This window comes from Leptospira paudalimensis (assembly GCF_026151345.1).
Taxonomy (GTDB): domain Bacteria; phylum Spirochaetota; class Leptospiria; order Leptospirales; family Leptospiraceae; genus Leptospira_A; species Leptospira_A paudalimensis.
On sequence record NZ_JAMQPR010000002.1, the window covers coordinates 13,153 to 38,435 of the forward strand.

The following is a 25,283-nucleotide window of genomic DNA, read 5'->3' on the forward strand; positions in this document are numbered from 1 at the left end:
AGACGAAAGGATTTTCATATAAATGAAAGTAAAAAATGAAATTCTTATAGTCTAACTTTCATGAAACGAAATTTACTGGTTTCTTTCCTTTCTGTCGTGATTTTGTCACTGTTCACTTCTTTTTGTTGTTCACCAACGGCAAATGAACAGGCAAAAAAACCAGAAAATTCCGAGTTACGTAAAAAACTGACCGACCTTCAATACCGTGTAACACAAGAAGACGAAACAGAACCTCCTTTCCAAAATGAATATTGGGACAACCATGAGGACGGGATCTATGTCGACATTGTCTCCAAAGAACCACTTTTTAGTTCCAAGGACAAATTTGAATCAGGAACAGGTTGGCCAAGTTTTACAAAACCACTTGTGAAATCCAATGTAGTTGAAATTGAAGACAATACGTACGGTATGATCCGAACAGAAGTTAGGTCAAAGCTGGGTGATTCTCATTTGGGGCATGTGTTTGATGATGGTCCAAAACCTACTGGCAAACGGTATTGTATGAATTCGGCGTCAATGGAATTTATACCCAAATCAAAACTGAAAGAAAGAGGTTTTGAATCGTTTTTAAAAGAATTTAAACCGTAAGTATTAGGCCCAAAGGTTCATCATAAACTCTTCGTCATTTCGTAATGAGATGAGTTTGTATTTGGTTTCGTGGATGTCTTCTCTTGAGACATCACGTTTCCAACGAATGTCCACTTTTAGTTTTCGCACTTTCGTTTGTAATTCGAGTAATTCCCAAATTGGAGCTTCCAATTCCTTTCTATACAAATTGGTAAAGAGGGGAACGAGTTGGTCAGGGGTGTCCATTTTCAAAAGTTCGATATGAGTGAGGTCTTCGATATTCTGTAAGGCCCAAATGTGTAATGTTAGGGTTGTAATGCGTTCCAATTGGGCGATTTCATCTTTGGCATTGCGAGTCACTTGTTGTTTGAAAAACCGAATGCGTTTTTCTAGGTATTGGATGAGATCAGATTTTGGGATTTCACGTTCTTTCCATTTGTCCCAATCGGCTTTGAGGTCTTCAAAAATCCCTTCTCCAAAAAATACAGAAGATGCTTCGAGGAGTTGCACCGAACCGGGTTCTGAAATTTTCAATCGGTGGCGAAGGGAATCGGCATCCCCTGCAATCATATTCACAGGAGCCACATCCTCTAATTTTTGTAAGGCTCTGGAAATCGAATCAATGAATTGTGACTTCATCTGGTCTGTAGAATGAGCCACGAGATAAAAATTTAAGTCGGAGTCTGGGTGGTAATCCCCACGTTCTCTGGAACCATAAAATAGAATTTGGTAGGGTTTTGTGCTTGGGATGAGTTCGAGTTCATCCAAGACCTGTGCATAGAGATTCGGGTTTAGTGCTTCAAATTCCATAATTCATTCAAAGTATAATTTCATTCGAGAAAGGTTTTCTAGTATGGCTTTAAAAGCACGATCACGTTCTTCTTTGCCTGGGAAAGGGAGGGACTTTACATTGTTTAAGTCTTGGTAAATGATTTCGATCGAAGGTTGGTTTGGATTTTTTTTGATCGATGCAACATAGTCCAAATTGATCACTTCCGATTCGCCAAGTTTTAACCACATAAAATTTCTCCTCAAAGCCTAACGGTGGCTTTCCATTTGCCTAATCTTTTTTTCTAAAAAATCTCCCCTTTCAGAAAAATCGACTAGTACACTTCCAAGGAACCAAGGATCAATTGATGAAAGGATTTTGCCAATTCTTTGGGTGAATCTGTTTTTTTTGTGGAAGATTCAAAGACGAGTAAAAAACCATTGTGGATTCCTTCCCAACGTAGGTACAATTCTCCCTCTGGCATGTGGTAGACTTGGACACTGCATTTTTTTTGTCCCCAAACAAAATAAGAGACTTCGGGATTTTGAGTTTCGTCTTTGAAAAAATAACGGAACTGGGATTGGTTTTCTCTGTCCGTGGAAGACAATCGTAACCAAGAAAATTCATTTGTTTCAGAAAATAAAATTTTGTATTGGTTCCCTGTTCCAAAAAGAGAGATCGATTCTTTCAGTTCAAAATTTTCTTTGTTCACCCAAACTGCATGGTAAGTAAGCCGTAATTCCTTTGTTAGGGGACGAGTTTCTTTTATTTCTAAGGGTTTAGAAACAGTCTCTTTTGGCAATGTGGTTGGGCTGGTTGTTTTACAAAATAAAATTCCCAATGATAGTAAAATGAATAAATACTTAGTGGCCCACTTCATATTCATCTCCTAGATAATTTTGAAAAAGGTACCCATTCTCTGTTTTTTTTTGTAAATACTCTGGAGATAATAATACTTTCCCACCACCACCAGTTAGGTCTTTAACATAATTTGGGATTGTGATCCCTGAGTGGTATCCTCTGAGTTTACGATAAATCTCTATCCCTTTTTCCATAGGCACAACAAAATCAGAACTTCCAAATACTTCATCACATTGGTGGAGGTAATAAGGTTTGATCCCGATGGAAATCAATTTGTAATTTAAGTCAGATAAAATTTCAGCATCATCATTAATGCCAGATAACAAAACAGACTGGTTAAAAACCGAAACATGCCCTTTTTTTATCATTCGCATAACATAGAATTTTGTTTCTTCTGAAATTTCATTGGGATGGTTAAAATGAGTGACCATGTAGAGAGGGAAGTGTTTGGAAAAAACAGAATTTAAACTTTCAGTGAGACGCATGGGCATTGTCACTGGGTGACGAGTGTGGATTCGGATTTGGTTCAAATGAGGGATTTGTTTGAGTTCGGAAAGTAGTGCATCCAAAGACGAATCAGAAAGGGTGAGCGGGTCACCACCAGAGAGGATCACTTCTCGGAGTTTGGTTTGCTTGCGAAAGTAATCCAAAGCCTTTTCCCATTCCATACGGTTCGGAGTTTCTTCTGGATCGGAGACCTTTCGTTTCCTTGTACAAAAACGGCAATACACTGCGCAGACATGAGAGATGTACCAGATCGCACGGTCAGGGTAACGGTGGGTCACACCTTTCACAGGCATATGAGTTTCCTCGGCGAGTGGATCCTCGGTTTCATTGGGTTTACGAACCAGTTCTCCTGCCCGAGGTAGGATTTGTTTGCGGATGGGACAATGGGGGTTGTTTTTGTCCAATTGTTGTAAATAATAAGGTGTTACTGCAAATTGGAACTGTTCATAGGCGCGTGCAAAGGAATCCCTTTCTTCCTCTGTGAGAGTGATCTCCTTTTCCAAATCCGCTAAAGTAGTGATGCGGTTTTGCAATTGCCATTTCCAATCGGACCAAGTCATGACTTATAACCATACTTCGGTTGACACTATGCCAAGTCCCTCGGATTTTGTTTACGAGTAACGAAATTATGAACTTAGGCATTACAGAAGTAAAAAAAGGAATGATCCTCAAGATTGAGAATGAGCTTTATTCCGTCGTCAAAACAGAATTTGTGAACCCAGGAAAGGGTTCTGCTTTTATCCGCACCAAACTGAAAAACATTGTCCGTGATTCTTCCATTGAAAGAACCTTCAAAGCAGCAGAGAAATTGGAAAGTGTGGATTTGGAACGTCGTAAGATGCAGTATTGTTATGCTGACGGTGACCAAATCATTTTTATGGACGTCAACGATTACGAACAGATCCCTGTTTCCAAAGATTATGTGGAAGACATCCTTCCCTTTATGAAAGAAGAAACACCAGTGGAAGTTTCTTTTTACAATGACAAACCAATTGGAGTCACTCCTCCTAACTTTGCGATCTTGGAAGTGACTTACGCAGAAGACGGTTTAAAAGGTGACACCACTGGTCTTGCTCTCAAACGAGTGACTGTAGAAACGGGTGGTGAAGTCCAAGTACCGATTTTTATCAAACAAGGGGATACGGTGAAAATCGATCTTCGTGATTTGAGTTACGTGGAGCGCGTTAACAAATAGATTTGGATTTGATCACTTCTTTACAGGAAATCACCAAACTTTCCCATCTCTATTATTCACGGCAGTGGATGTTTGCCACTGCTGGGAATCTCTCGACCCGAGACAATTTAACCTACAATCAATTTTGGATCACAGCCTCTGGCAAACACAAAGGAGAACTGAAAGAATCCGATTTTGTTTGTGTATCAACACTTGATGGTAGTCTCGTCCAAGCGAATGATGGATTAAAACCATCTGCTGAAACATCCATCCACCAAGTTTTGTATTCCCAGATGCCCGAAGTTGGATCTTGTCTCCATGTTCACACGATTGATTCCAACTTACTCGAGTTTGGTGTCGGAAAAGAAGAAGGATGTAAAGAGATCCCACTTCCTCCCATTGAAATCATCAAAGCCTTTGGGATTTGGGACGAAAAACCAAACCTAACAATGCCCGTTTTTTATAACCACACACATGTTCCCACCATTGCAAATGAAATCAAACGATACTTTCAAAACCATGGGATTCCCAAAGTTCCCTTCCTTCTCATTGAAGGACATGGCCCAACGGTCTGGGGGAAAACAATCGCGGAAGCCAACAAACACTTAGAAGCCGTTCATTTTCTTTTGCAGGTGATGGCACGTAGGATATGACAAAAAAGACCCACGTTTTTATATTCGGAATCGGTTCTGGAATTGGTGAGGGTCTTTACAATCGATTCCAAAAAGAAAAGGATCCAAACTGTTTCGTATTTGGATTTTCTAGAAAAGGGAAAAACCAATTATCCTCGTTTACTTTGGAATCCCCTGGCACTTATCGGTTTGATGCAAAAGACAACCAAACATTTGTTCAATTCGAATCATTGTTAAATGGATTGTATGGCGGCAAACCCAAAGATTCTGTTTCCATTATCGTATACTTTGCATTAGGTGATGGAGTATTTGGGCCGATTTCGGAACTTTCCGATGTAGATTTACAGTCACATTTAGATTTAAATGTTGTGTCCCTTCTCAAACTTTCCCGCAGTTTTTCCCGACTTTTGCCAAAATGTTCTGAATCTACGTTTGTATTTTTAGGTTCCACAGCCGGAAAACAAGGTTTCCCCGAATCCGCTTTGTACTGTGCTTCCAAACATGCGGTGCTTGGGATCTGTCGTGCCTTACGGGAAGAATGGAAACCCTTTGGATCGAAGGTGGTCCATGTTAGCCTTGGGGCAGTGGCAACCGAGATCTGGGACACAAGACCCGCATTTGACAAGAAAGACATGGTTTCAGTTTCGGACATTTCCGAGTATTTGTGGTGTATTTCGCAGTTGCCAAAATCTATCTTTGTGGATGACTTATCCATTACCCCAAAGAAAGGAATTTTATAGGTCCGATGGAACTCAAGGAATCGATTGTTCTTGTGACAGGTGGCAGTGGTGGGATTGGACGTGAGATCGTGAGAACGTTAGTCCTTGCGGGGTTTTCTGTCTGGAATCTCGACAAAGTTCGGCCAAAAGAACCTATTTTGCAAGAAACCTACCGAGAAGTGGACCTTTCGGAAACACCCTTTGTAGTCGAAAGGAGTTTGTCCAAAATCTTGATGGAGTCCTCTGATATGGGGGAGATTTATGGAATTGTTCATACCGCTGGTTTTGGAGGTCCTTACCATCCAATCACGGATGTATCTATTGAAGAATGGGAATCCATTTTTCGCATCAATCTCACGAGTTTGTATCTGATTTCGAAAATTGTACTTCCTATCTTTAAAAAATTAAAATTTGGAAGGATAGTCGCCATTGCATCCTCATTGTCCATCGTAGGTTCTGGGAATTCAGTTGCATATTCAGCCTCCAAACATGGATTAGTTGGATTCATCAAATCGATTGCGGATGAATGGGGTAAATTTGGAATCACTGCCAATGCTATTAGCCCAGGATATGTGGATACAAATATGGGCATCCAAGAAGACCAAATTTCTGATCATAAATCAAAAATCATCAACCAAACACCAGTAAAACGAATTGCGGATCCTTCTGAAATCGCCCGTGTTGTTAATTTTCTTTTGCAAAAAGAATCTGGTTATATCACTGGAGCCAATTGGACCGTTGATGGTGGAATCACTGCCATTTAATTTATGAGAATTTCTCCTCCACACGATCATTTTTTACAACTCACTACCAAAGAAAATTTGGGAAGGTCTTCTGGGATCATTTTACAAAAAGAAGCACTTTCCATCATGAAGACTGTCGAAGCCCAGAGTTCCAGAGAAAATATTGAAGCGGGTCATTTGTTTCGTCCTACCGATTCAAATTTTGAAAAACTCAAAATGGATCGAGAAACAGCCCTCGACCAAATGTGGGAACTCATCGACTATGGGCTCACAACACAATTGTTTGAGATTAAATATGATGCTGATGTAGGAGAGTTACGTCTTGTACCTTTTTTAGTTGGATTGCCTGGTGGTATGCCTCTTGAGGAACCATATAAACTATTGATTGGACGTTCTACAGAACATCTTTACGAATACATTCAAAACAAACGGATCTTAACAGAAGATACATGGCGTAATGTTTTAAATAAACTCGCTGATATCGATTATAAAGAAGATGAAGGACCAGGTGACGAACTAGACCGTTTACTCGATCCCAAACAATTCCCACTGCAACCGTCGGCCGAAATGTTAAAACGTTCTCGGGGTCTCATCATTGATGAATTGGCAAAAGAATCAAAAGTGATTGTACTACCTCACATTGGTTTTTATTTCTTACCCGAATCCGAAGCATCTAATTTTTTGAATATTGCAAATGAGTATTTGATGACAAAGGTCGAACCACTTGCCAAAGCATTTGATTCCGAAATTCGATTGGCACTCGATCGTTTGTTTGCACCTGGTTCGGGAGATGTAGAAATCAATGAAGTAGAAATCATCCGAGCTAAAGTTGATACTTTGTACGAATTCAAAGAGATCTTAAAAGAAAATGGATTTTATGCTTTTATTCATAACCTAAAAAAGGTAACAGAAATCGCTGTTAAGTTTGCAGAGTTAGAAAAGAAAAAGGAAGTGGATCGTTTATTAAAAGTCTACATGAAAATGTTAGACAGTCAATTTGACTTTGATTCAAGACTGCTTCGTATCAATTTAGAAAAAGATGACGAACATAATTTGGTGATCGTTGATTTACTTCGTAAAAACCCAAAAGTATTATCAGCAGAATGGCATGATGCAGATTCTAAAATTGCTGTTTTTGTAAATAATAACCAAAACAATATCAAAGAAATTAATACTTTGATTTACCAGAACTATCGTTTTACCACAGAACACATCTTATATCTAAAGGCAATTTTAGAATTAAATGAAAAGGAACTCAAACCTATCTTTAAAGATGAAGAGTTTGTGAAGACTTATGGTAAAAACCTACAAGCGGTTTATTTTAATTACATCCCTTGGTTTTATAAATTATTCTATTTTTTAGGGATCACGCCAATCGTAAACTCTGGTTATGCGAAGGCAAAATCTATTCTAACATTTTTGCAAATGGACCGTCAGTTTTTATACCAAAAACGAAGGGAAAACTTCTTTAGGAAAAAATTAAGAGATAGAGAAGAACGTATTGAGAAAGAGAAAAAACAACAGTTAAAAAAAGCTCTTGTATCTGCGCTTTCTGATGCGTATTTTAATAAAAATTGTTTACCTTCTGTGGATTGGCTTGGAATGAACTATCCTGCTTTTTCTGCAGAAACATTGGAAAAAATGATTCCTGATTTTGCTTTTTTATCCACAACAGGGAAGTCCATCAAACCTCATTCCGTCATACTTTTCCCAAATTCTCCCGAATTCGATTCGTTGAATAAAAAACTGAAAGATTTACTCAATCAATGGATCCGGGGTGAAATTGATCCACCACAGGAAGACCCAGAATTATTAGCTCAAATAAGAAGTTTGGTTTGAAATTTAATACCAACGTTTGATTCTAAAGTAAACTAACATAAGTAAGCCGAGAAGTCCCATTGCACCAATGGCTGAGATAAATCCATATTCCCATTCTAATGTGGGCATATGTCTAAAATTCATTCCATAAATTCCTGCAACGAGAGACATCGGTAACATAATGGCAGTCATAATTGTTAGAATTTTCATGATTTCATTTGTTTTTCGAGTAGAGATCGCAATATGAGCTTCGAGTGCTGATGAAATCGATTCAATATTACTATCCACAAGTTCTAAAATTCGAATCGAATGGTCACGTACGTCACGAAAAAAGGCATCTGCTTCATCACTAAAAAAACTATTTTTGATTTTTTCTAAGTCTTCTAAAACTTCTTTGTTTTGTAACATCCCTTTTTTGATAGAGAGTAAACTTGATCGTAAACTATATACATTACTGATGTCCAATGACTTTGCATTGCTAAAAATTTGATCCTCAAAATGTTCGATACGTTCTTCAATTTTTTGTGTGATGGCTAACGTGTGATCCGTCTCAATATCCAATATTTTATGTACGATAAACTCATATCCTTTGGATAAAATTTTGTTATTTGTTTTCCAGTCCTCAATCATATTCCCAATGCTATCGCGATAATCCAAGGTGAGAGAAATGATTTGGTTTGGAGTTAGGATGAAGTTAAAATTTTTCTGTGTGAGTTGGTTTCGTTCGAAATGGAATCCTCGGAAAATGAAAAATATATAATTGGGAAATTTTTCTAATTTGATTCGGCTATTTGGGTTTAGGATGTCCTCTATTGTCAATTGATGGATATTATGTTTTTGGAATAAGAAAGTGAGTTTCTCTTCGTTTTCGGCTGTTAAATGAATCCAATGTTTTGGATGTTTATGAGAAAGTGGGAGTGGGGTATCTAATAAAACTTCTTCCTTGGAAGAAGGAGTAAGGATGTAATTAAATATAGCAGGCATTAGACAATGTTCCTTAGAAAATATTCTCTGAATTCTTTTTTTTCAGCACTACAATCTTCTGAGACCACGAATTTTCTTGTTTTGTAAAAACCAGATGCGGTCACCATCGTTTCTTTGATTTTCCCAGCTCTGGATAGGATCAGATGGAACTTTTCACCTGGTCTTAGGTTTTTTTCTAATTTTTGTAGGATAGAATTACTTGCACGTTTCCCATTAATTGCCAGAATTTCATCATCTAACATTAAATCGATGGATTCGTGATTTGACTTATGAAGGATTTTTTGAACATAAAGGTTCCCGTTTTTTTCTTTTGTTTTAAAACCAGTATCACCAACTAAATCAGTTTGTATCCGGTGGATTCCAATATGGTCTAAATAAACATCCACTGGGATTGGTTTTGGGGATTCAAGATACTCATTAAATTCTAATTTTAAATCTACACCTGTAACTTCTTTTGTGATATCAAAAAACTCTTGTTTGGTGAATCCTCTCTGCTTTTCTTTTACAAAAACTTCATTAAGTTTGTGGAATACATGCCTAATTGTCTTTTTTTCTTTGGATTCTTGTAATAAAAATAAATTCATACACAAGGCGAGGACTCCACCTTTTGTGTAATAAGAAACCGTTATATTATGGCTGTTGCCATTCCTTTTATAATATTTTGTCCAAGCTGTGAAAGAAGACTCTTCTAAACTCATCCAAAAATCAGCATCATTGTCTTCCAATGAGAAGATATCAGATTGGAGTTTGTTTAAATATTCTTCAAAATTTAAGAAACCTGCGTGGTATAAAAAATATGCATCGTAAAAACTTGTAAAACCTTCAGCAATCCAAAGTTCCCGTGTTAAATTTGGGTTTTGGTAATCAAATGGACCAAGAGCTATAGGACGAATGCGTTTGATATTCCAAAGGTGAAAATATTCGTGGGATAAAAGTTCTAATAATCGTTTGTATTCCTCGTCATCATGAATGAGTTCAGGATTGAAATAATTGATGCTGGAGGCTTTGTGTTCTAATCCACCATAAGCAGGTAAACTTAAATTCAAAACAAATAAGTAATACTGATTGGGGCTTTCTTGCATCCATTGGATTTGTTTTTCAGTGATTTTTTGTAAATCGTTAGAGAGTTTTGTTTTGAAGTCGAATGAAACATCTCCTTCAATCAATAATTCATGTTTGGTGGTGCCAGCAGTAAAAAATACTGAGTTTTTTTTGCTGAGATGGAATGGTGAATCAAATAGTTCATCAAAATGATTGGAATAAAATTTATGAAAATTATTTTCGTCTCTTGGCAAACTTGTGTAAATGTTTGGAAAAATTTCGGATACTTTAAACTCCACAGTGGTCGGTGTATCCAATCTACCTTCTGGGTATAAAAAGAGGGCAGGTGGGTTAATGAATCCAAACTCAGTTTCTAAGTAATTGGTTCTGACAGTAAAATCTTCAAATGCATAAATGATATAAGTGATTTCAAATTTTGGAGGGAGGTTGTTTAATTTCCAGCGGTGTAAGTCCACCATTTCCCAAGAAACAGGTTCCTGATTAGCAGAGTTTATGGCTTCAAATTTATGTAAATGGGTAACATAGTCGCGGATCATGTAGGACCCAGGAGTCCAATTTGGCAAACAAAAACAAATTTGATTTTGATTGGTTTCAACCGTCAATCGCACTTGGTAATAGTGTTTGTATAAATCAAATACACTCACTTCAAAATGTAATTGGAGTGATGGCTTAGACTCTATTTCCGAGGAGATTGTTTTCCCTTCTAACTCTTTTCCCATAGTACACTATCTTGTTTTATTTTAGTTTTAATCAAATGTTTTCTTGACCAAAAATCTGAAGAGTACTAGAAAAGGCTTAGCTAAGGTATAAGCAAAGGAGGTGGTCCATTTGGATAGTAGTTGTTACAACAAAAGATTTTTGACCCGCGAGGTGGCTGGGCAATAACGCCTGTGCTTTGTTGCAAAACCGACCAGACACAGTCTTTCCAAGTTCCGAATGGGTGGTCTCCTTCGGGCTATTTGCAGTCGCTTGGAAAGCACTTCTTCCTTAGACTTCTTTTTCAATCCGAAAGGTTTTTAATAACTCATCCAAAGTATTTATCACCTGTTCCAGTCTTTCTGCATTTTCTGCCATAGAAGAAGATTGGTCTGATAATACTTGAGAACCATTTGAAATATTGATTGTCATATTGGCCAATTCGTTTGTGGCCCTTTGTTGTTCTTCTGTTGAAAGTTGGATGGACTTAACTTGTTCTGTGATTTCAACCACTTCTGTGTAAATACTTTCCGTGCGAGAACTTTGGTCTTCGATGAGGGGACCAATTTCATTGGAAGAGATGAAGATGAGTGAAACCTCATCCGTGATTTTTTTTAATACTTCCACTAATCGTTCTACTTGTTGGTTCCCACGTTCAATTGAGTCCAATGCTTCTTGGGAGAGAGTATTGATTTGTGATACTGATTCTGCAGATTGACTTGCTAATTTTGTGATTTCTTCTGCAACCACAGCAAATCCTTTCCCTGATTCACCTGCTCTTGCAGCTTCGATGGCAGCATTTAATGCAAGTAAACCAGTGCGTTTTGCAATATCGGAGATTACATTGGAAAAAGCAGTGATGGTTTTGGATTTTTCTTGGATTTCTCTGATTGCAAGAGATGTTTCCTTTGCCATGGAACGACCTTCTTCTGCATTTTGATTGGCTCGAACGGAAATCTCTCCAAACGTATTCACTTTTTCTAATATTTTTTTCATTAGGTTTTGAATGTCACCTAACGATTGGTGAATGGTTTCTGTGTTTTCAACTGCACTCAATACATTGCTGTGAATTGTTTCCGAAGATGCATTTAATTCTTCAACGGTGGCACTTGCTTCTTCGGAAGAGGCTGCTTGGTTTTGTGCTAAATCAGTCAGTTCCGTTATTGTAGTTTGAATTTTTTCAGTTGTTTCGCTAATTTTACCAGATGATTTTTGGGCAATCAGAATCAGTTTGCGCAAGTGTTCAATCATTTGGTTTAAAGTAACCATGATGCTACCCAATTCATCCATCTGATCGATTTGGATGAGGTGCCTTAAGTCCCCTGAAGCTACTTTTGTGGTAGATGAATTGATGGATTGGATACGACGATCAACCAACCTTTGGAAACTAAAGTAAATTGATAAAATAGAAAGAGTTACTCCTAAGATTCCAAGTCCAATGGTCACAAAGATAATCGAATTCAGTGTGGATTGGATTTGGGATTTTGGTACGGAGATACGGGCAAACCATGGATCGTTTTTTTCGATGATGGATATGGGAACTGCCACATGGAAGTAATCATTAAATTCGTAGATGTTTGTGTTTTTGTTTTTGATTCGATCATAAAAATAGGGATCTGCTGCTGATCGAAAATCCAATCCTTCCGAAAGGTGGGTAAAACCATCATATAAAACCAAATGATTGTCTGAGATCAGTGTGATTTTACCTTCACCATCTGAAAATTTCAGTGAATCTAAGTATGATTTAATTGTTGTTAGGCTAATATCAATCCCTGCAATCCCTATGAATTTCCCATTACGTAAAATGGGCTCCATAATTGATACAATGAACATGTCGGTTTTTCCAACCTTATAGATATAAGGTGATGTGATGCTGGTTTGTAAGGTAGTTTTTGGTTTTTGGTAAAATTCTCCCTGGATGGGATCATCCATATTCTTTAATGGTTCTGAGAATAGTTTATCTCCATCTCGGAAGATATAAGGGATGAATCTACCAGTTCCATCATGGTCTTTTGTGTTTTTATAAAAAGAATCTTTCCCATCAAATGCATTGGGTTCAAATCCACAATACGCCGCAAAAGCAATATCGTTTTCTTTGTTTAATGACTTAAGATAATTGATTGCATCTGCCCTAGAAATGATATTCCCATTTTCGTAGGATTTACGAAACGCGAATGTTTTTTTCATGGGTGACTTGAGAGTGTTCGAAATATCACTTGTGACTTTTGAAGAAATGTATTTTGTATCTTCTTCTAAATTATGTTGTAGAGTTGATCGAACAACCATCGAAAGGACAATCATTATCCCTGCAATGATGAGAGAGATGACAGCTAGCGATATCAGTATGATTTTCTTTTTGATCGACATAGAGTACCTACAATCAGGTGACGTTTAAAAATAGTATTGGGATATGTTTACTCAACTCATTTCTAAAGATGAGGGAAGTTTTTCTGGGTAGGTACTAACACCTAGTCCATTCCCATCAGGATCTTGGAAATACAACGTAAAATCTGTGCGTGAGACGATGGTGATGGATTCCAAAAATTCTTTCCATTCCGCTTCCTTCGAAGTCTCCAAAGCAAATACTAGGTTTTTGGGAGATTCCCGTTTTCCATCTTCCAACATCAATAGAATGGAACCAAATTGGATCCAGACTGAACGAATCGATCCAAATTCATAAAAATGTTCCTTTATGAGGATAGAACCAGGAATCTTCAGGTAAAAGGCCGCCAAATGGCTTGGATTGGTTGTTCCTATGGCAATATGATGGATCATTTTTTTGTTTTCAAATCCCTTTGTAAAAAAGAAACTATCAGGAAATCTATTTCATCGGAGTTTTTCATGAAAAAATCTCTTATCCTTGCGCTCGCTCTCGGGCTATTTTTGGCGAATTGTAAATCCAAAGTGTATACCCAAGAAGAGTGTGAATCTGCGCTTGCAAGTACTTTCACTCAAATTGAGGAAGAAGCTAAAAAGAACCCAGCAGCAGCTCCCGTTCTTGCAGGTTTACAACAAGGCAAACAAAAAATGATCGACCAATGTATGGAAGGAAAATTTGATCCAAACTGCTTAAAAAATGCTCCAGGAATCGCTGGCATTATGGGCTGTGTAAAAAAATAATTCACTATCATTACCGGGAGTTTCGATTCCCGGTTCCTTATTTTTCCTCTAATACTTCAAACCCTTTCTTCTCCGTATAACAACCGTGAGTCCGATATGGACCATCTTCAAAAAAACGAATTTGTTGTGCGTAACGTTTCCCTTCCCACAAACATCGTTTACAAACAAAAGGCATAATGGCCCAATCCTCACATTCTTCTGGACGAAACGTTGGGAAAACACGTAACAATGGTTTGGATAATTCCTCATTTTGATCGGAAAAAATGGAAACACTTCCCAATAGAAAAATCAAAAAAACCAAATACCGGATCATCCATTTAAACTATCGGGATTTTCACACATTTCCAGGATGGATTTGTGAAAGAAAATACAAATGTAGAATGGAAAGGGGTGGCGTTTGTTTTAACTGGAGCCTTACTTTTTAGCGCGAAAGCGGTGGTTGTGAAATTGACCTATCGTTATGAAATTTCTGCCATTGGATCATTATTTTTTCGGATGTTATTTGCCTTCCCATTCCTTTTGTGGATGGCATGGTCAGCAGAAAAAGAAACCGATAAACCTTCCTTAACAAAAAAAGACTATTGGAATGTACTCCTTATGGGAGTGGTAGGATACTATCTTGCTAGTTTGTTTGACTTTGTTGGACTCAAATTCATTAGCGCTGGACTTGAACGAATTATTTTATTCATTTATCCAACTCTCGTTGTCATTTTATCTTTTTTGTTTTTAAAAAAGAAAATTCACATAAGGGAAATTTTTTCACTCATTCTTACTTACACAGGTGTATCATTGGCATTTGGTCAAGATGTACAATTGGGATCACCGAAGGATGTCAGTTTAGGTGCCTTTTTTATCTTACTTTCTGCGTTAACCTATGCAATTTATCTCATGGGGAGCGGATCCATTATACCTAAGTTAGGTGCAAAAAGATTTACAGCATGGGCACTTATCATTTCTTCCATCGTAGTGTTCCTTCATTTTTTGATATTTGGAAGTTATAAAGAACTCATCCAACCGATCTCATTTTATCTATTGGCTTTTTTTATGGGAACTGTGAACACCGTTGTTCCGGCTGTTTTAGTATCAGAAGGGATCAAACGTGTTGGAAGTAAAACAGCAGCAATTGTTGGATCAATTGGACCAATGTCGACTTTATTTTTAGCATATTGGTTATTGGATGAGCCCATCACCATCCTACATAGTATTGGAACATTGTTTGTTCTTACAGGTGTTTTTTGGATTAGTACGGGAAAAAAACCAAAAGAAGTCTCAGTTTGAGAGAGAAAATTACTTTCCAATTGTTGATTCAGAGTAGAGAATAAAGGATCTATATGAAATTTAGAATCGTTTTCCTTTCCACAGTTTTGGTCACCTTGTTTGCACAAACGGAACTATCTGCCCAATTTACCTGCGAAGGATCAGCTTGTAGTTTTTTACCTTCACAACTCACAGAAACAGGAAATGCCACACTTAAAAAATTCGAGAAAGGGTATCTCGACGAAGTATTAAAAACAAATTTAGAAGCAGGATTTTTGGCCAATGTAGGAGCAAGTAACATTGGAACAGGTACGGTCCGACGTATCCAAATTGGTGTGAGTGCATCTGCCGCTGGTTATAAAAAAGACGACATCCAAATCCAAGATGATTTAATCAAATACCCAAAACTTCCGAATGTCGGTGGAGCTGTCATCCCTTCCTTTCATTTGGACATTAACCCTGGATGGTTATTCGGAACTGATGATGGTAGTTTTCTTCGACGATTTGGAATTTTTTTACATGGAATGAATGTAGCGGTGACTCAAGACCAACTCCAAGCTGCATCGAATAACAAGAATTATGAGGGAAGAATCGCCGTACGTTCGTATGGTGGAATGCTTCGTTACCAACTGGTAGAAAAAGAAGGATTTTTAATGAACCTCATCACTTGGAATGGGATCAATGTCGGAGTGGGCCATCATGTGATGGAACAAAACATGAGTCTCAGTTATTTGGAGGGGAAAGCGGCACAAATTGAATTCCAAGGTGTAAAGGGAAAATGGGGAGGTGACACCAATTTTCTGTTTAACACAAAGGTCCAAACAACCAACGTAGACTTACGAACTGGGATTGGACTCTTTTGGGTAGCAAACCTGATCGTTGGGGGTGGTTACAGTTGGAATTCAGGTCATAACTCTGCTTCTCTCTCTCGTAGAGGCCCTTTCATCATTTCAGCCAACCAATCCTTACCGCTTGAACTTCCTAGAGAATACCAGGCTGTCCTTGACCAACAACTCCTTGCCCAAAATCCGAATGCTACTCTTGGTTTTCGTGCCAGTGGAGAATCCAATACGAAACGAGGGATCGGTTATGGGATCGTCGGTTTGGAATTGGACTTGTTCATGCTAAAGGTGATCGCCGAGGGATTGTATGGAGGTAAAGACCTCTACTCAGCAAATTTAGGTCTCAAACTCTCTTTTTAGAAAACTTCGGGGAAATCCATAAAACCTTGCCGTACTTCGTATCAAATTTACGATATGCAAAGGTCTAAGTTTCAATGAATTTGTATAAACGTTACACACGTTCCTTCATCATGGCTTCCCAAGTGTTTTCCTTGGGAGTAGTGGTTCCAATTGGGATTGCTCTCATCTTATTTTATGTCGATTTAAGTTCCACTCAGATTAAGACCTTTTTAGGGGCAACGGTAATCGCAGCTCTCATCACGTTACTGCTTCCTAGTTTGATTTTCCCAAAAAAACTCAAGTTCATCAAAGAGGGTTTATTGGAATTAGAGTCCCAGTCGGAAAAAAACCCAGAAACGTATACAAAAGTATGGGATACCATTGCCAGAATGCCAGTGATTGGAGCAACTGTTGGTGCCTCCCAATGGGCATTGGCAATTCCGATTGTTCTCATTCCGGTCTTATCCTTATCTGAAACAAGTAAATCAGATGGATTTTACATTATTTGTAGTTTGATTCTCACTGCACTTCTCAATATCATCATCTCGTTTGTATTTTTAGAGAAAGCATCTCACATTGTACTCGATGACGATATTTTCCAGTCAGAACTCAATGATCGAATCACTCCATATTATCGTAATTTAAGAAATACAGTACCAGTTATGTTTTCCTTTATGGTAATGGTACTCTCCATTTTTCTTTTGATATATTCATTTAATGTGAATGCAAAGGCATTGGAGAAAGCATTTTCAAACCAATTGTACAATTTTAATCAAAGTAATGAAGCAGGGATTAATGTTTATTTTGAAGCAGTTGAAAATACATTAAAAGACGTGGCTTCTTTGACTTCCGTTAAACAGGCGCTAGAAACACGAAATTATAAATTAGCGGTGCCTGCTTTGGAAAAAGCTTACGGTGATACTCAATTACTCCTTGAAAATGCTTTTATAGCGTCCTTTGAGGAAGGCATTCCAATCGTTGCATCTGGACTTCCAGGCGGAGCAAGTGTTGGATACAAACTTGTTGCCAATCCTGAGGTTTCCGAAAATATCAAAGCCTCCAAAGAAGGTAAGTCACATGTTGGGGTTGCCGTTAAATCACCATTTAACGGTCAGATTGTGATCATGATCACAACACCTGTAAAAAATACAAATGGAACTGTGGTTGGATTTGTTGGAATGCCTTTTTTAGTTGGGAAGGCAATGGAATCATTCCTTAAAAATGTAAAAATTGGTTCCACTGGTTATTCGTTTTTACTCGATCGAGAATCCACGATGGTTTACCATCCCAATCCAAAATATTTAATGAATAGTTTTAAAGGATCTGAATTTGAAAAACTTGCTCTGAACGCTGGTGAAACGGATTCCTTTCGTAACCCTTGGGAAGGTTCAACATTCTTACTCCGAAGAAAAGTTAGTACAAAGTATGGAATTCAGTTTTTTTCTACCATAGATCTTAAGGAAATTGAAGTAGAAAGTTTGTCCTCTTTACGAGGATTAACAGTCATTAGTTTGATTGGATCCATTGTCATTGCACTTTCCATTTATATGTTGTTTTCTGCAAGGTTTCATCCAATGAAAACGATTGGAAAGGTTTTACAAAATGTAGAAGTGGGAGATTTGCGAACTAAAGTAAAGTTGGAATCTTCCGATGAATTTGCTCGCCTTTCTCGAGGACTAAATGCAACACTCAAACAAATTGTAGAAGTTGTTGGTTCCAACCAAGCATTCTCTGAAGATTTGGCTTCCTCCGCGGAACAAATGTCAGCATCACTAAATATGTTGTCATCGAATGCACAAACACAAGCTGCTTCCGCTGAAGAAATCTCTGCTTCCATTGAAGAAATTTCTGCTGCAGTCCAAAATGTAGATGCCCAAGCAGAAGACCAATTTCGCAAAGTTGATTTTTTGAAATCAAAAATGGCGGAACTTTCGAGTCTCATTGAAGCAACTGGAAAACAAGTTGGAAAGGCTTCACAGGATGTGAACCAAATTTCCGAGGAAGCAAAATTAGGACAATCATCGCTTGATTCGATGAGGAATTCCATCTCAAAAATCAGTAATAGTTCGGAAGAAATTGGAAGTGTGATTGAAATCATCAATAATATCTCGGAACAAATCAACTTACTCGCGTTAAACGCTGCCATTGAAGCAGCAAGAGCTGGTGTCTATGGTCGTGGGTTTGCCGTGGTGGCAGATGAGATTGGAAAACTCGCCGAAAAAACTGCCATTTCGATCAATGACATTGGCGAACTCATCCAAGCAAACGAGAAGGAAATTGAAAGTGGTCGAGACACGATTGAAACCACCATCTCTCTCATCCAAAGGATCATCCAAGGTGTGAGTTCCTTTGATGACATGACAGACACGATCGAAAAAAGCACCAAAGAACAGCTCATCATCAATCAGAAGGTAGGGGAAGAGGTGGATAAGGTGAACCAAATCAGCCAGGCGATCCGACTCTCCATGGAAGAGCAAAAAAATGCAATTGGAGAGGTTGCCCAAGCTATTTTCAGCATCAATGACCTCACCCAAGGGACTGCCGCGGGCCTTGAAGAAATGACTGCGACTGCCAATGGGATCGCAAACTTAGCGGAAACCCTAAAAAGAAAGATCAACTTCTTTAAAATTTCTTAGATTCCAACCGAGCAGTGTTCCCATTTTTGGAAACATTGCTTTTTTTGGTTGCCTTGGATCTACATATCAAGATTTCTTGATATGTAGATATCTTAGAAATGACAACAGAAACCCTTCCATCCTTCCGCAGTGCCGCGCAAATCCTAGCTGCCACCAAAGCCATTTCTGATGAAACCAGAATCAGGATCCTCCATATCTTAAGTTTTGGGGCATTTTCCGTGAATGAAGTGGTGGAAATTTTGGGTATGGGCCAATCACGAATCTCCCGCCATTTAAAAATCCTAACAGAAGCTGGGTTAGTTGGTTCGAGGCGTGAAGGCAGTTTGGTGTACAGCTTTTTACCGGATGAAGAGGGATTTGGATTTAAATTTCCCTTAGAGCTCACCAAATTATTGTTATCTTATAAAGAAGAACTTCCCTCAAGAGAAAAGGACCAAAAAATGGTTCATCAAATATTAGAAGCTCGTGAGAAAAAATCGAAATCATTTTTTGATGGAGTTGCTGAGAGTTGGGAAAAATTACAGGAAGAGACCTTACACCCAAAACTTTATCGTTCATGGATTTTACAAGAGTTACCACTTTGCGAAAACATTGTCGACTTGGGATGTGGTCCAGGGGGCCTTATTCCTTTTTTACTGAATAAAGCAAAACATGTTACGGGAGTTGATAACTCATCCCGAATGATTGAAAACGCATCCATCCATTTTGCAAAAAATCCAAGTGTGAGTCTAATCCAAACACCTATGGAACATTTGCCACTGTCATCTAACTCCTGTGATGCGGTAGTAGCTTCTATGGTTATGCATCATATTTCTCATCCACCTACAGTTTTAGAAGAGATTGTTCGAGTTTTAAAACCTGGTGGTGTTTTGTGTATTGTCGATCTAGAGAAACACAATGCGGAATACATGAGAGATAATTTTGCGGATTTATGGCTTGGGTTTGAACCAGAATTATTTGAATCATGGTTATCAAATGCAGGTTTCAAAGTCGAATCCATTGGAGAAATCCAAACAGAATCAAGTTTTAAAATTTTAACAATCAAAGCAACAAAGGAATAAGGAAACAAAATGTCCACAGCAACTGAAACAAAATCGGAACGATTGCCATATAAAGTGAAGGATATCTCTCTTGCAGAATGGGGAAGAGAAGAAATCATTTTGGCAGAAAAAGAAATGCCAGGTCTTATGGCTCTTCGTAAAGAATTCGGAACTTCTAAACCACTTAAAGGTGCAAGAATTTGCGGATCTCTTCACATGACAATCCAAACAGCGGTTCTTATTGAAACCTTAGCTGCATTAGGTGCTGACATTCGTTGGTCCTCTTGTAACATTTTTTCAACACAAGACCATGCAGCAGCCGCAATTGCAAAAGCAGGAATCCCTGTATTTGCATGGAAAGGTGAAACAGAAGAAGAATACTGGTGGTGTATTGAACAAACGCTATTTTTTGATGGTGGAAAAGGTCCAAACATGATCCTAGATGATGGACATGACCTCACACATTTCATCCATGAAAAATACCCACAACTACTTGCAGACATCAAAGGTGTTTCTGAAGAAACAACTACAGGTGTGATTGCACTTCATAAAAAACTAAAAGCGGGTACTTTGAAAATCCCTGCAATCAACGTAAACGACTCTGTAACAAAATCAAAGTTTGATAACCTTTATGGTTGCCGTGAGTCACTTGCTGATGGAATCAAACGTGCCACTGACGTGATGCTTGCTGGAAAAGTAGCTCTCGTTTGTGGATACGGAGACGTAGGAAAAGGATCTGCAGCATCCCTTCGTAACTTTGGAGCACGAGTGATCGTTACTGAAATCGATCCAATTTGTGCACTCCAAGCAGTGATGGAAGGATACCAAGTACTTCGAGTCGAAGATGTAATTGAAAATGCAGACATCGTTGTGACAGCAACTGGAAACGATGATATCATTTCTCTTGAACACATGAAAGCAATGAAAGATGGTGCGATCCTTTGTAACATCGGTCACTTTGATACTGAGATTCAAATGTCACGTTTGAATTCTGAGAAAGGTGTGACTAAAAAAGAAATCAAACCTCAAGTAGACAAATACACTTTCCCAGATGGTAAATCCATTATCGTTCTTGCGGAAGGTCGTCTTGTAAACTTAGGTTGCGCAACAGGCCACCCTTCATTTGTCATGTCTAGTTCCTTTACGAACCAAGTTTTGGCTCAAATTGAACTCTATACTACGAAATATGAGTTGGGTGTGTATCGCCTTCCAAAACACTTGGATGAAAAGGTAGCTGCACTTCATTTGGAGCAGTTGGGTGTTCGTTTGACAAAACTCACTCAAAAACAAGCTGATTACATCAGTGTTCCACTAGAAGGTCCTTACAAACCGGACCACTACCGCTACTAAAAAAAATTGCCCTTTATGATTGTTCAATAAAGGGCATTGGGAGTTTCTCATGGCTTATGTTGTAACTGAAATTTGCGTTGATTGTAAATACACGAGTTGTGCTGCAGTTTGTCCAGTGGAAGCTTTTCACGAAGCTCCGGACACTTTGTACATCGATCCAGATACTTGTATTGATTGTAATGCATGCCAATACGAATGCCCGATTGATGCGATTTTTCCGGACTATGATGTTCCCGAAAAACACAAACCGTCTATTGAAGTAAACGCAAAAGAAGCAAATAAATTCCCGGTAATCGTAACAACAAAACCACCTCTCAAAGGTGCAAAATGTTCCGACCCGAGTAAATAACGAACCTTGTGGGTGTATTACGAAAGTGATCGCCCACTTTTATTTTAGTCTACTGATCTAATTATATACATAAATATTATGAAATTTGAATATACCAATCCTTCTTCCAAAACCCTCTTAAAGTTACTCACGGAAAAAATCTTAGTTTTAGATGGTGCGATGGGGACCATGATCCAAAGGCACTCACTTGAGGAAGACGATTTCCGAGGTGACAGGTTTAAGGATTGGCCTGTTTCGATAAAGGGAAATAATGATGTTCTTGCGATTACAAGACCAGATATTATCGAATCTGTCCACCTAGAGTATTTGGAAGCCGGTGCAGATATTATCGAAACCAATACCTTTAGTTCCAACATTGTCTCGCAAGCAGACTACAAAATGGAATCTGCTGTGAGAGACTTAAACCTAGCAGCTGTTCAGTGTGCTAAAAATGCTGTAGAAAAGTTCAAAGCGAAAACTGGGAAAACAGACGTTTTTATTGCAGGTTCGATTGGACCAACAGTCAAGACAGCATCCCTCTCCCCTGATGTAAATAACCCAGCATTTCGCGCTGTCACCTTTGATGAATTAGTCGATTGTTTCCATGAACAGGTATCGGCATTACTCGATGGTGGTGTGGATTTATTATTACCAGAAACCAATATCGATACTTTGAATCTAAAGGCATGTATTTATGCCATTGAAAAGGTATTTGAAGAACGAAACATTCGTATCCCTGTTGTTTTATCGGTTACGATAACCGATGCATCTGGGCGAACCCTTTCTGGTCAAACAGGTGAAGCTTTTTACATTTCGATCAAACATGCAAAACCACTTGCTGTCGGTATTAACTGTGCGTTAGGTGCAGGGGAAATGCGTCCCTATATAGAAGAAATATCTCGTGTGGCCGATTGTTATGTATCTTGTTACCCAAATGCTGGCCTTCCCAATGCGTTCGGTGGGTATGACCAAACTCCAGAAGAGTTTGGTGGATGGATGAAAAATTTTGGTGAAGCCGGTTTCTTAAATATAGTAGGTGGGTGTTGCGGAACCACACCTGCCCACATCCGTGCTGCAAAAGAAGCAGTTAGTTCAATCAAACCTCGTGCCTTAAAAGAACAACCAAAACTCAGTACATTTGCAGGTCTTGAACCACTCAAACTGACGAAAGACCAAGGGTTTATCAACGTTGGGGAAAGAAACAACGTCACAGGATCTCCAAAGTTCAAAAAACTCATCTTAGATGGAAATTTTGAAGAAGCAGTACAGGTTGCCTTACAACAGGTGCAAGCTGGTGCCAATATTATTGACATTAACTTTGATGAGGCGCTTCTCGATGGAGAAGCTTCGATGACAAAGTTTTTGAATTTAATCGCAGGGGAACCTGACATTGCCCGTGTTCCTTTTATGGTCGATTCCTCGAAATGGTCGGTGTTACTTGCGGGCCTCAAATGTATCCAAGGAAAACCAATCGTAAACTCAATCTCCCTCAAAGAAGGGGAAGAAGTATTTTTAAACCATGCTCGCACCATCCAAAGATTTGGAGCTGCAGCGATTGTGATGGCGTTCGACGAACAAGGGCAGGCGGCAACTAAAGATGACAAAGTCAGAATTTGTAAACGTGCTTATGACTTACTTGTTTCGAAGTTAGACTTTGAACCTACGGATATTATCTTTGATCCAAACATACTTACGGTTGCAACAGGGATTGAAGAACATAATAATTATGCTGTCGATTTTATCGAAGCGACACGTGAGATTAAAAAAGTTTGCCCAGGTGCGAAAGTATCAGGTGGACTCAGTAATATTTCCTTTTCTTTCCGAGGAAATAACCCAGTCAGGGAGGCAATGCACTCTGCCTTTTTATACCATGCCATCCAAGCAGGAATGGATATGGCAATTGTCAACGCAGGGATGTTAGAAGTTTATGAAGAAATCCCGAAAGACTTACTTGAATTAGTGGAAGATGTGTTACTCAATCGAAGACCAGATGCCACCGAACGATTGATTGATGCTGCAGGTAGTTTCCATGGTGAAGCAAAAGTCCAAAAGAAGGATGATGTTTGGCGCAGTGGAACGGTTGAAGAAAGGCTCACTCATGCCCTTGTGAAAGGGATAGATGAATTTGTGACCCAAGATACAGAAGAAGCAAGGAAAAGTTTAGCAAAACCTCTTGATGTCATCGAAGGACCACTCATGAACGGGATGAAAGTTGTTGGGGAACTTTTCGGTGCTGGCAAAATGTTTTTACCACAAGTGGTAAAAAGTGCGCGGGTAATGAAAAAGGCAGTCGCATACCTCATGCCATTTATGGAAGAGGAAAAACGAAACCAAAAAGACGAAAGTAAACAAGCAAAATTTCTCATTGCAACTGTAAAAGGTGATGTTCACGATATTGGTAAAAATATCGTAGGTGTGGTTTTGGCGTGTAACAATTATGAGGTGATAGACCTTGGTGTGATGGTGCCATGTGAAAAAATTTTGGAAACTGCCAAAAAAGAAAATGTAGCAGCCATTGGCCTATCTGGTCTTATCACTCCATCACTTGATGAAATGGTTTATGTGGCAAAAGAGATGGAACGATTAGAGTTCAAGGTTCCACTTCTGATTGGTGGTGCGACTACTTCTCCTGCCCATACTGCTGTGAAAATTGCTGAACAGTACTCACAACCAGTTTTACATGTGATGGATGCATCTCGCGTCGTGAATGTGATGAATAGTGTCTTAAATCCTCAAACATCAAAGGAGTATGCGAAAACGATCACGGAAGAACAATCACGCATCCGAGAAGAGTTTTATTCCAGAGAAAGTGAACGTAATATCCTTCCGATAGCTGATGCAATCAAAAATAAATTTGCAGCGGATTGGGATTCATATACTCCACCAAAACCAAGTTTTACGGGCATAAAAGTTTTTAATGATGTTACTTTAAAAGACTTACTTCCGTTCATTGACTGGTCTCCTTTCTTTTTGGCTTGGGAATTAAAGGGGCGTTTCCCTCAAATTCTGAAGGATCCAGTGATTGGGAAAGAAGCCACTTCTTTGTATAATGATGCACAAACTATTTTAAAAGAAATGTTGGAAAATCCAGACCTCAAACCGAGGGCTGTTGTTGGTATGTTCCCAGCAGTTTCCCATGGCGAAATGGTGGAAATTTTTGAAGATGAAACTAAACAAAAATCATTGGGATTTTACCCTATGTTACGCCAACAAACTACTAAGATGTCCAACCAACCTAATTATAGTTTGGCGGATTTTATCGCTCCAAAAGAATCTAACAAAAATGATTATATCGGTTATTTTGCAGTCACAGCGGGCCATGGCATTGAGGAATTAGCTAAGACCTATGAAGTGAAACATGATGACTACAATTCGATTTTGGTGAAAGCTTTAGCGGATCGTTTTGCAGAAGCTTTTGCGGAATACATGCACCATAAAATGCGTGAGGAATGGGGTTTTGGAAAAGATGAAAATCTTACCACTGAAGATTTGATCCGTGAAAAGTATCGCGGGATTCGACCTGCACCTGGTTATCCAGCTTGTCCAGATCATACGGAAAAACGCAAGATTTGGAAACTTTTGGATGTGGAAAAAAATGCAGGCATCAAACTCACTGAATCTTGTGCGATGTGGCCTGCAAGTAGTGTGAGTGGGTATTATTTTTCACACCCTGAAGCACGTTATTTTGCCATTGGAAAAATCAACGAAGACCAAGTAGAACCATACTCTAAAATGAAAGAAATGGAAAAATCGGAAGTGGAACGTTGGTTGTCTCCGATTCTAAACTATGACCCATCCAGGAAGTCTAAAGGGTAGTAATACAAACAAATCATTGTTAG

The 25,283-nt window shown here is 38.7% G+C and carries 23 protein-coding genes; 14 read left to right on the forward strand and 9 right to left on the reverse strand.

Annotated elements, in window-relative coordinates:
- The first annotated feature begins 60 nt into the window (after positions 1-60).
- Positions 61-588: a peptide-methionine (R)-S-oxide reductase MsrB gene (gene msrB / locus ND855_RS17085; RefSeq protein WP_265359447.1), complete on the forward strand. Its 528-nt coding sequence runs from the start codon at positions 61-63 to the stop codon at positions 586-588.
- A gap of 3 nt (positions 589-591) precedes the next feature.
- On the opposite strand, the gene ND855_RS17090 is transcribed toward msrB, so the two are convergent.
- The 4 genes from ND855_RS17090 to ND855_RS17105 all read right to left on the reverse strand — a co-directional run bounded on the left by ND855_RS17090 (position 592) and on the right by ND855_RS17105 (position 3,264).
- Positions 592-1,377 (reverse strand): nucleotidyltransferase family protein, encoded by a 786-nt coding sequence (locus ND855_RS17090; protein ID WP_135637971.1) that lies wholly within the window; start codon positions 1,375-1,377, stop codon positions 592-594.
- A gap of 3 nt (positions 1,378-1,380) precedes the next feature.
- Positions 1,381-1,587 (reverse strand): hypothetical protein, encoded by a 207-nt coding sequence (locus tag ND855_RS17095; protein ID WP_004787999.1) that lies wholly within the window; start codon positions 1,585-1,587, stop codon positions 1,381-1,383.
- An 83-nt stretch (positions 1,588-1,670) separates the two neighbouring features.
- Positions 1,671-2,216: a hypothetical protein gene (locus ND855_RS17100; RefSeq protein ID WP_265359448.1), complete on the reverse strand. Its 546-nt coding sequence runs from the start codon at positions 2,214-2,216 to the stop codon at positions 1,671-1,673.
- Positions 2,200-3,264: a KamA family radical SAM protein gene (locus ND855_RS17105; RefSeq protein WP_265359449.1), complete on the reverse strand. Its 1,065-nt coding sequence runs from the start codon at positions 3,262-3,264 to the stop codon at positions 2,200-2,202. Before ND855_RS17105 ends, ND855_RS17100 begins: the two co-directional genes overlap by 17 nt.
- A gap of 68 nt (positions 3,265-3,332) precedes the next feature.
- Between ND855_RS17105 and efp the strand changes: the two genes are divergently transcribed.
- From efp to ND855_RS17130, 5 genes are read left to right on the forward strand one after another with little or no spacing between them, the layout of a single operon-like run.
- The gene (gene efp / locus ND855_RS17110) at positions 3,333-3,899 is read left to right on the forward strand and encodes an elongation factor P (protein WP_100715848.1); all 567 of its coding nucleotides are present in this window, start codon (positions 3,333-3,335) and stop codon (positions 3,897-3,899) included.
- Positions 3,900-3,901: 2 nt separating this feature from the next.
- On the forward strand, positions 3,902-4,531 hold the full coding sequence (gene mtnB / locus ND855_RS17115) for a methylthioribulose 1-phosphate dehydratase (protein ID WP_265359450.1): 630 nt from the start codon (positions 3,902-3,904) through the stop codon (positions 4,529-4,531).
- On the forward strand, positions 4,528-5,250 hold the full coding sequence (locus ND855_RS17120) for an SDR family oxidoreductase (RefSeq protein WP_265359451.1): 723 nt from the start codon (positions 4,528-4,530) through the stop codon (positions 5,248-5,250). The genes mtnB and ND855_RS17120 overlap by 4 nt, the downstream gene beginning before the upstream one ends.
- Positions 5,251-5,255: 5 nt before the next feature.
- Positions 5,256-5,993: an SDR family NAD(P)-dependent oxidoreductase gene (locus ND855_RS17125; RefSeq protein WP_265359452.1), complete on the forward strand. Its 738-nt coding sequence runs from the start codon at positions 5,256-5,258 to the stop codon at positions 5,991-5,993.
- Between the two features lie 3 nt (positions 5,994-5,996).
- Positions 5,997-7,811, forward strand: a complete 1,815-nt coding sequence (locus ND855_RS17130) for a hypothetical protein (RefSeq protein WP_265359453.1) — start codon at positions 5,997-5,999, stop codon at positions 7,809-7,811.
- Positions 7,812-7,814: 3 nt separating this feature from the next.
- On the opposite strand, the gene ND855_RS17135 is transcribed toward ND855_RS17130, so the two are convergent.
- From ND855_RS17135 to ND855_RS17150, 4 genes are all read right to left on the reverse strand, one after another.
- Positions 7,815-8,774, reverse strand: coding sequence for a magnesium transporter CorA family protein (locus ND855_RS17135; protein ID WP_265356318.1), 960 nt, complete (start codon positions 8,772-8,774; stop codon positions 7,815-7,817).
- A complete protein-coding gene (locus tag ND855_RS17140; RefSeq protein WP_265359454.1) occupies positions 8,774-10,555 on the reverse strand; it encodes a M61 family metallopeptidase in 1,782 nt (593 codons plus the stop codon). Before ND855_RS17140 ends, ND855_RS17135 begins: the two co-directional genes overlap by 1 nt.
- 268 nt (positions 10,556-10,823) lie before the next feature.
- The gene (locus ND855_RS17145; protein ID WP_265359455.1) at positions 10,824-12,899 is read right to left on the reverse strand and encodes a methyl-accepting chemotaxis protein; all 2,076 of its coding nucleotides are present in this window, start codon (positions 12,897-12,899) and stop codon (positions 10,824-10,826) included.
- 51 nt (positions 12,900-12,950) lie between these two features.
- Positions 12,951-13,307 (reverse strand): VOC family protein, encoded by a 357-nt coding sequence (locus ND855_RS17150; protein WP_265359456.1) that lies wholly within the window; start codon positions 13,305-13,307, stop codon positions 12,951-12,953.
- 66 nt (positions 13,308-13,373) lie between these two features.
- On the opposite strand from ND855_RS17150, the gene ND855_RS17155 reads away from it, so the two are divergent.
- The gene (locus ND855_RS17155; protein WP_012476661.1) at positions 13,374-13,652 is read left to right on the forward strand and encodes a TIGR04454 family lipoprotein; all 279 of its coding nucleotides are present in this window, start codon (positions 13,374-13,376) and stop codon (positions 13,650-13,652) included.
- A 37-nt stretch (positions 13,653-13,689) separates the two neighbouring features.
- On the opposite strand, the gene ND855_RS17160 is transcribed toward ND855_RS17155, so the two are convergent.
- Positions 13,690-13,965, reverse strand: a complete 276-nt coding sequence (locus ND855_RS17160) for a hypothetical protein (RefSeq protein ID WP_265359457.1) — start codon at positions 13,963-13,965, stop codon at positions 13,690-13,692.
- A 44-nt stretch (positions 13,966-14,009) separates the two neighbouring features.
- Between ND855_RS17160 and ND855_RS17165 the strand changes: the two genes are divergently transcribed.
- The 7 genes from ND855_RS17165 (at position 14,010) to metH (ending at position 25,260) form a co-directional block, all read left to right on the forward strand.
- Positions 14,010-14,930 (forward strand): DMT family transporter, encoded by a 921-nt coding sequence (locus ND855_RS17165; RefSeq protein WP_265359458.1) that lies wholly within the window; start codon positions 14,010-14,012, stop codon positions 14,928-14,930.
- 53 nt (positions 14,931-14,983) lie between these two features.
- Positions 14,984-16,111: an Lsa36 family surface (lipo)protein gene (locus tag ND855_RS17170; RefSeq protein ID WP_265359459.1), complete on the forward strand. Its 1,128-nt coding sequence runs from the start codon at positions 14,984-14,986 to the stop codon at positions 16,109-16,111.
- A 74-nt stretch (positions 16,112-16,185) separates the two neighbouring features.
- Positions 16,186-18,726 carry a methyl-accepting chemotaxis protein gene (locus ND855_RS17175; RefSeq protein ID WP_265359460.1) on the forward strand — a complete coding sequence of 847 codons (2,541 nt, stop codon included), beginning with the start codon at positions 16,186-16,188 and terminating at the stop codon, positions 18,724-18,726.
- A gap of 98 nt (positions 18,727-18,824) precedes the next feature.
- Positions 18,825-19,787 (forward strand): ArsR/SmtB family transcription factor, encoded by a 963-nt coding sequence (locus tag ND855_RS17180; RefSeq protein WP_265359461.1) that lies wholly within the window; start codon positions 18,825-18,827, stop codon positions 19,785-19,787.
- A gap of 9 nt (positions 19,788-19,796) precedes the next feature.
- A complete protein-coding gene (gene ahcY, locus ND855_RS17185) occupies positions 19,797-21,116 on the forward strand; it encodes an adenosylhomocysteinase (protein WP_265359462.1) in 1,320 nt (439 codons plus the stop codon).
- 49 nt (positions 21,117-21,165) lie between these two features.
- Complete coding sequence (locus ND855_RS17190; RefSeq protein WP_002980754.1) at positions 21,166-21,465, forward strand: ferredoxin family protein; 300 nt, start codon at positions 21,166-21,168, stop codon at positions 21,463-21,465.
- 78 nt (positions 21,466-21,543) lie between these two features.
- On the forward strand, positions 21,544-25,260 hold the full coding sequence (gene metH / locus ND855_RS17195; protein ID WP_265359463.1) for a methionine synthase: 3,717 nt from the start codon (positions 21,544-21,546) through the stop codon (positions 25,258-25,260).
- Positions 25,261-25,283: the final 23 nt, after the last annotated feature.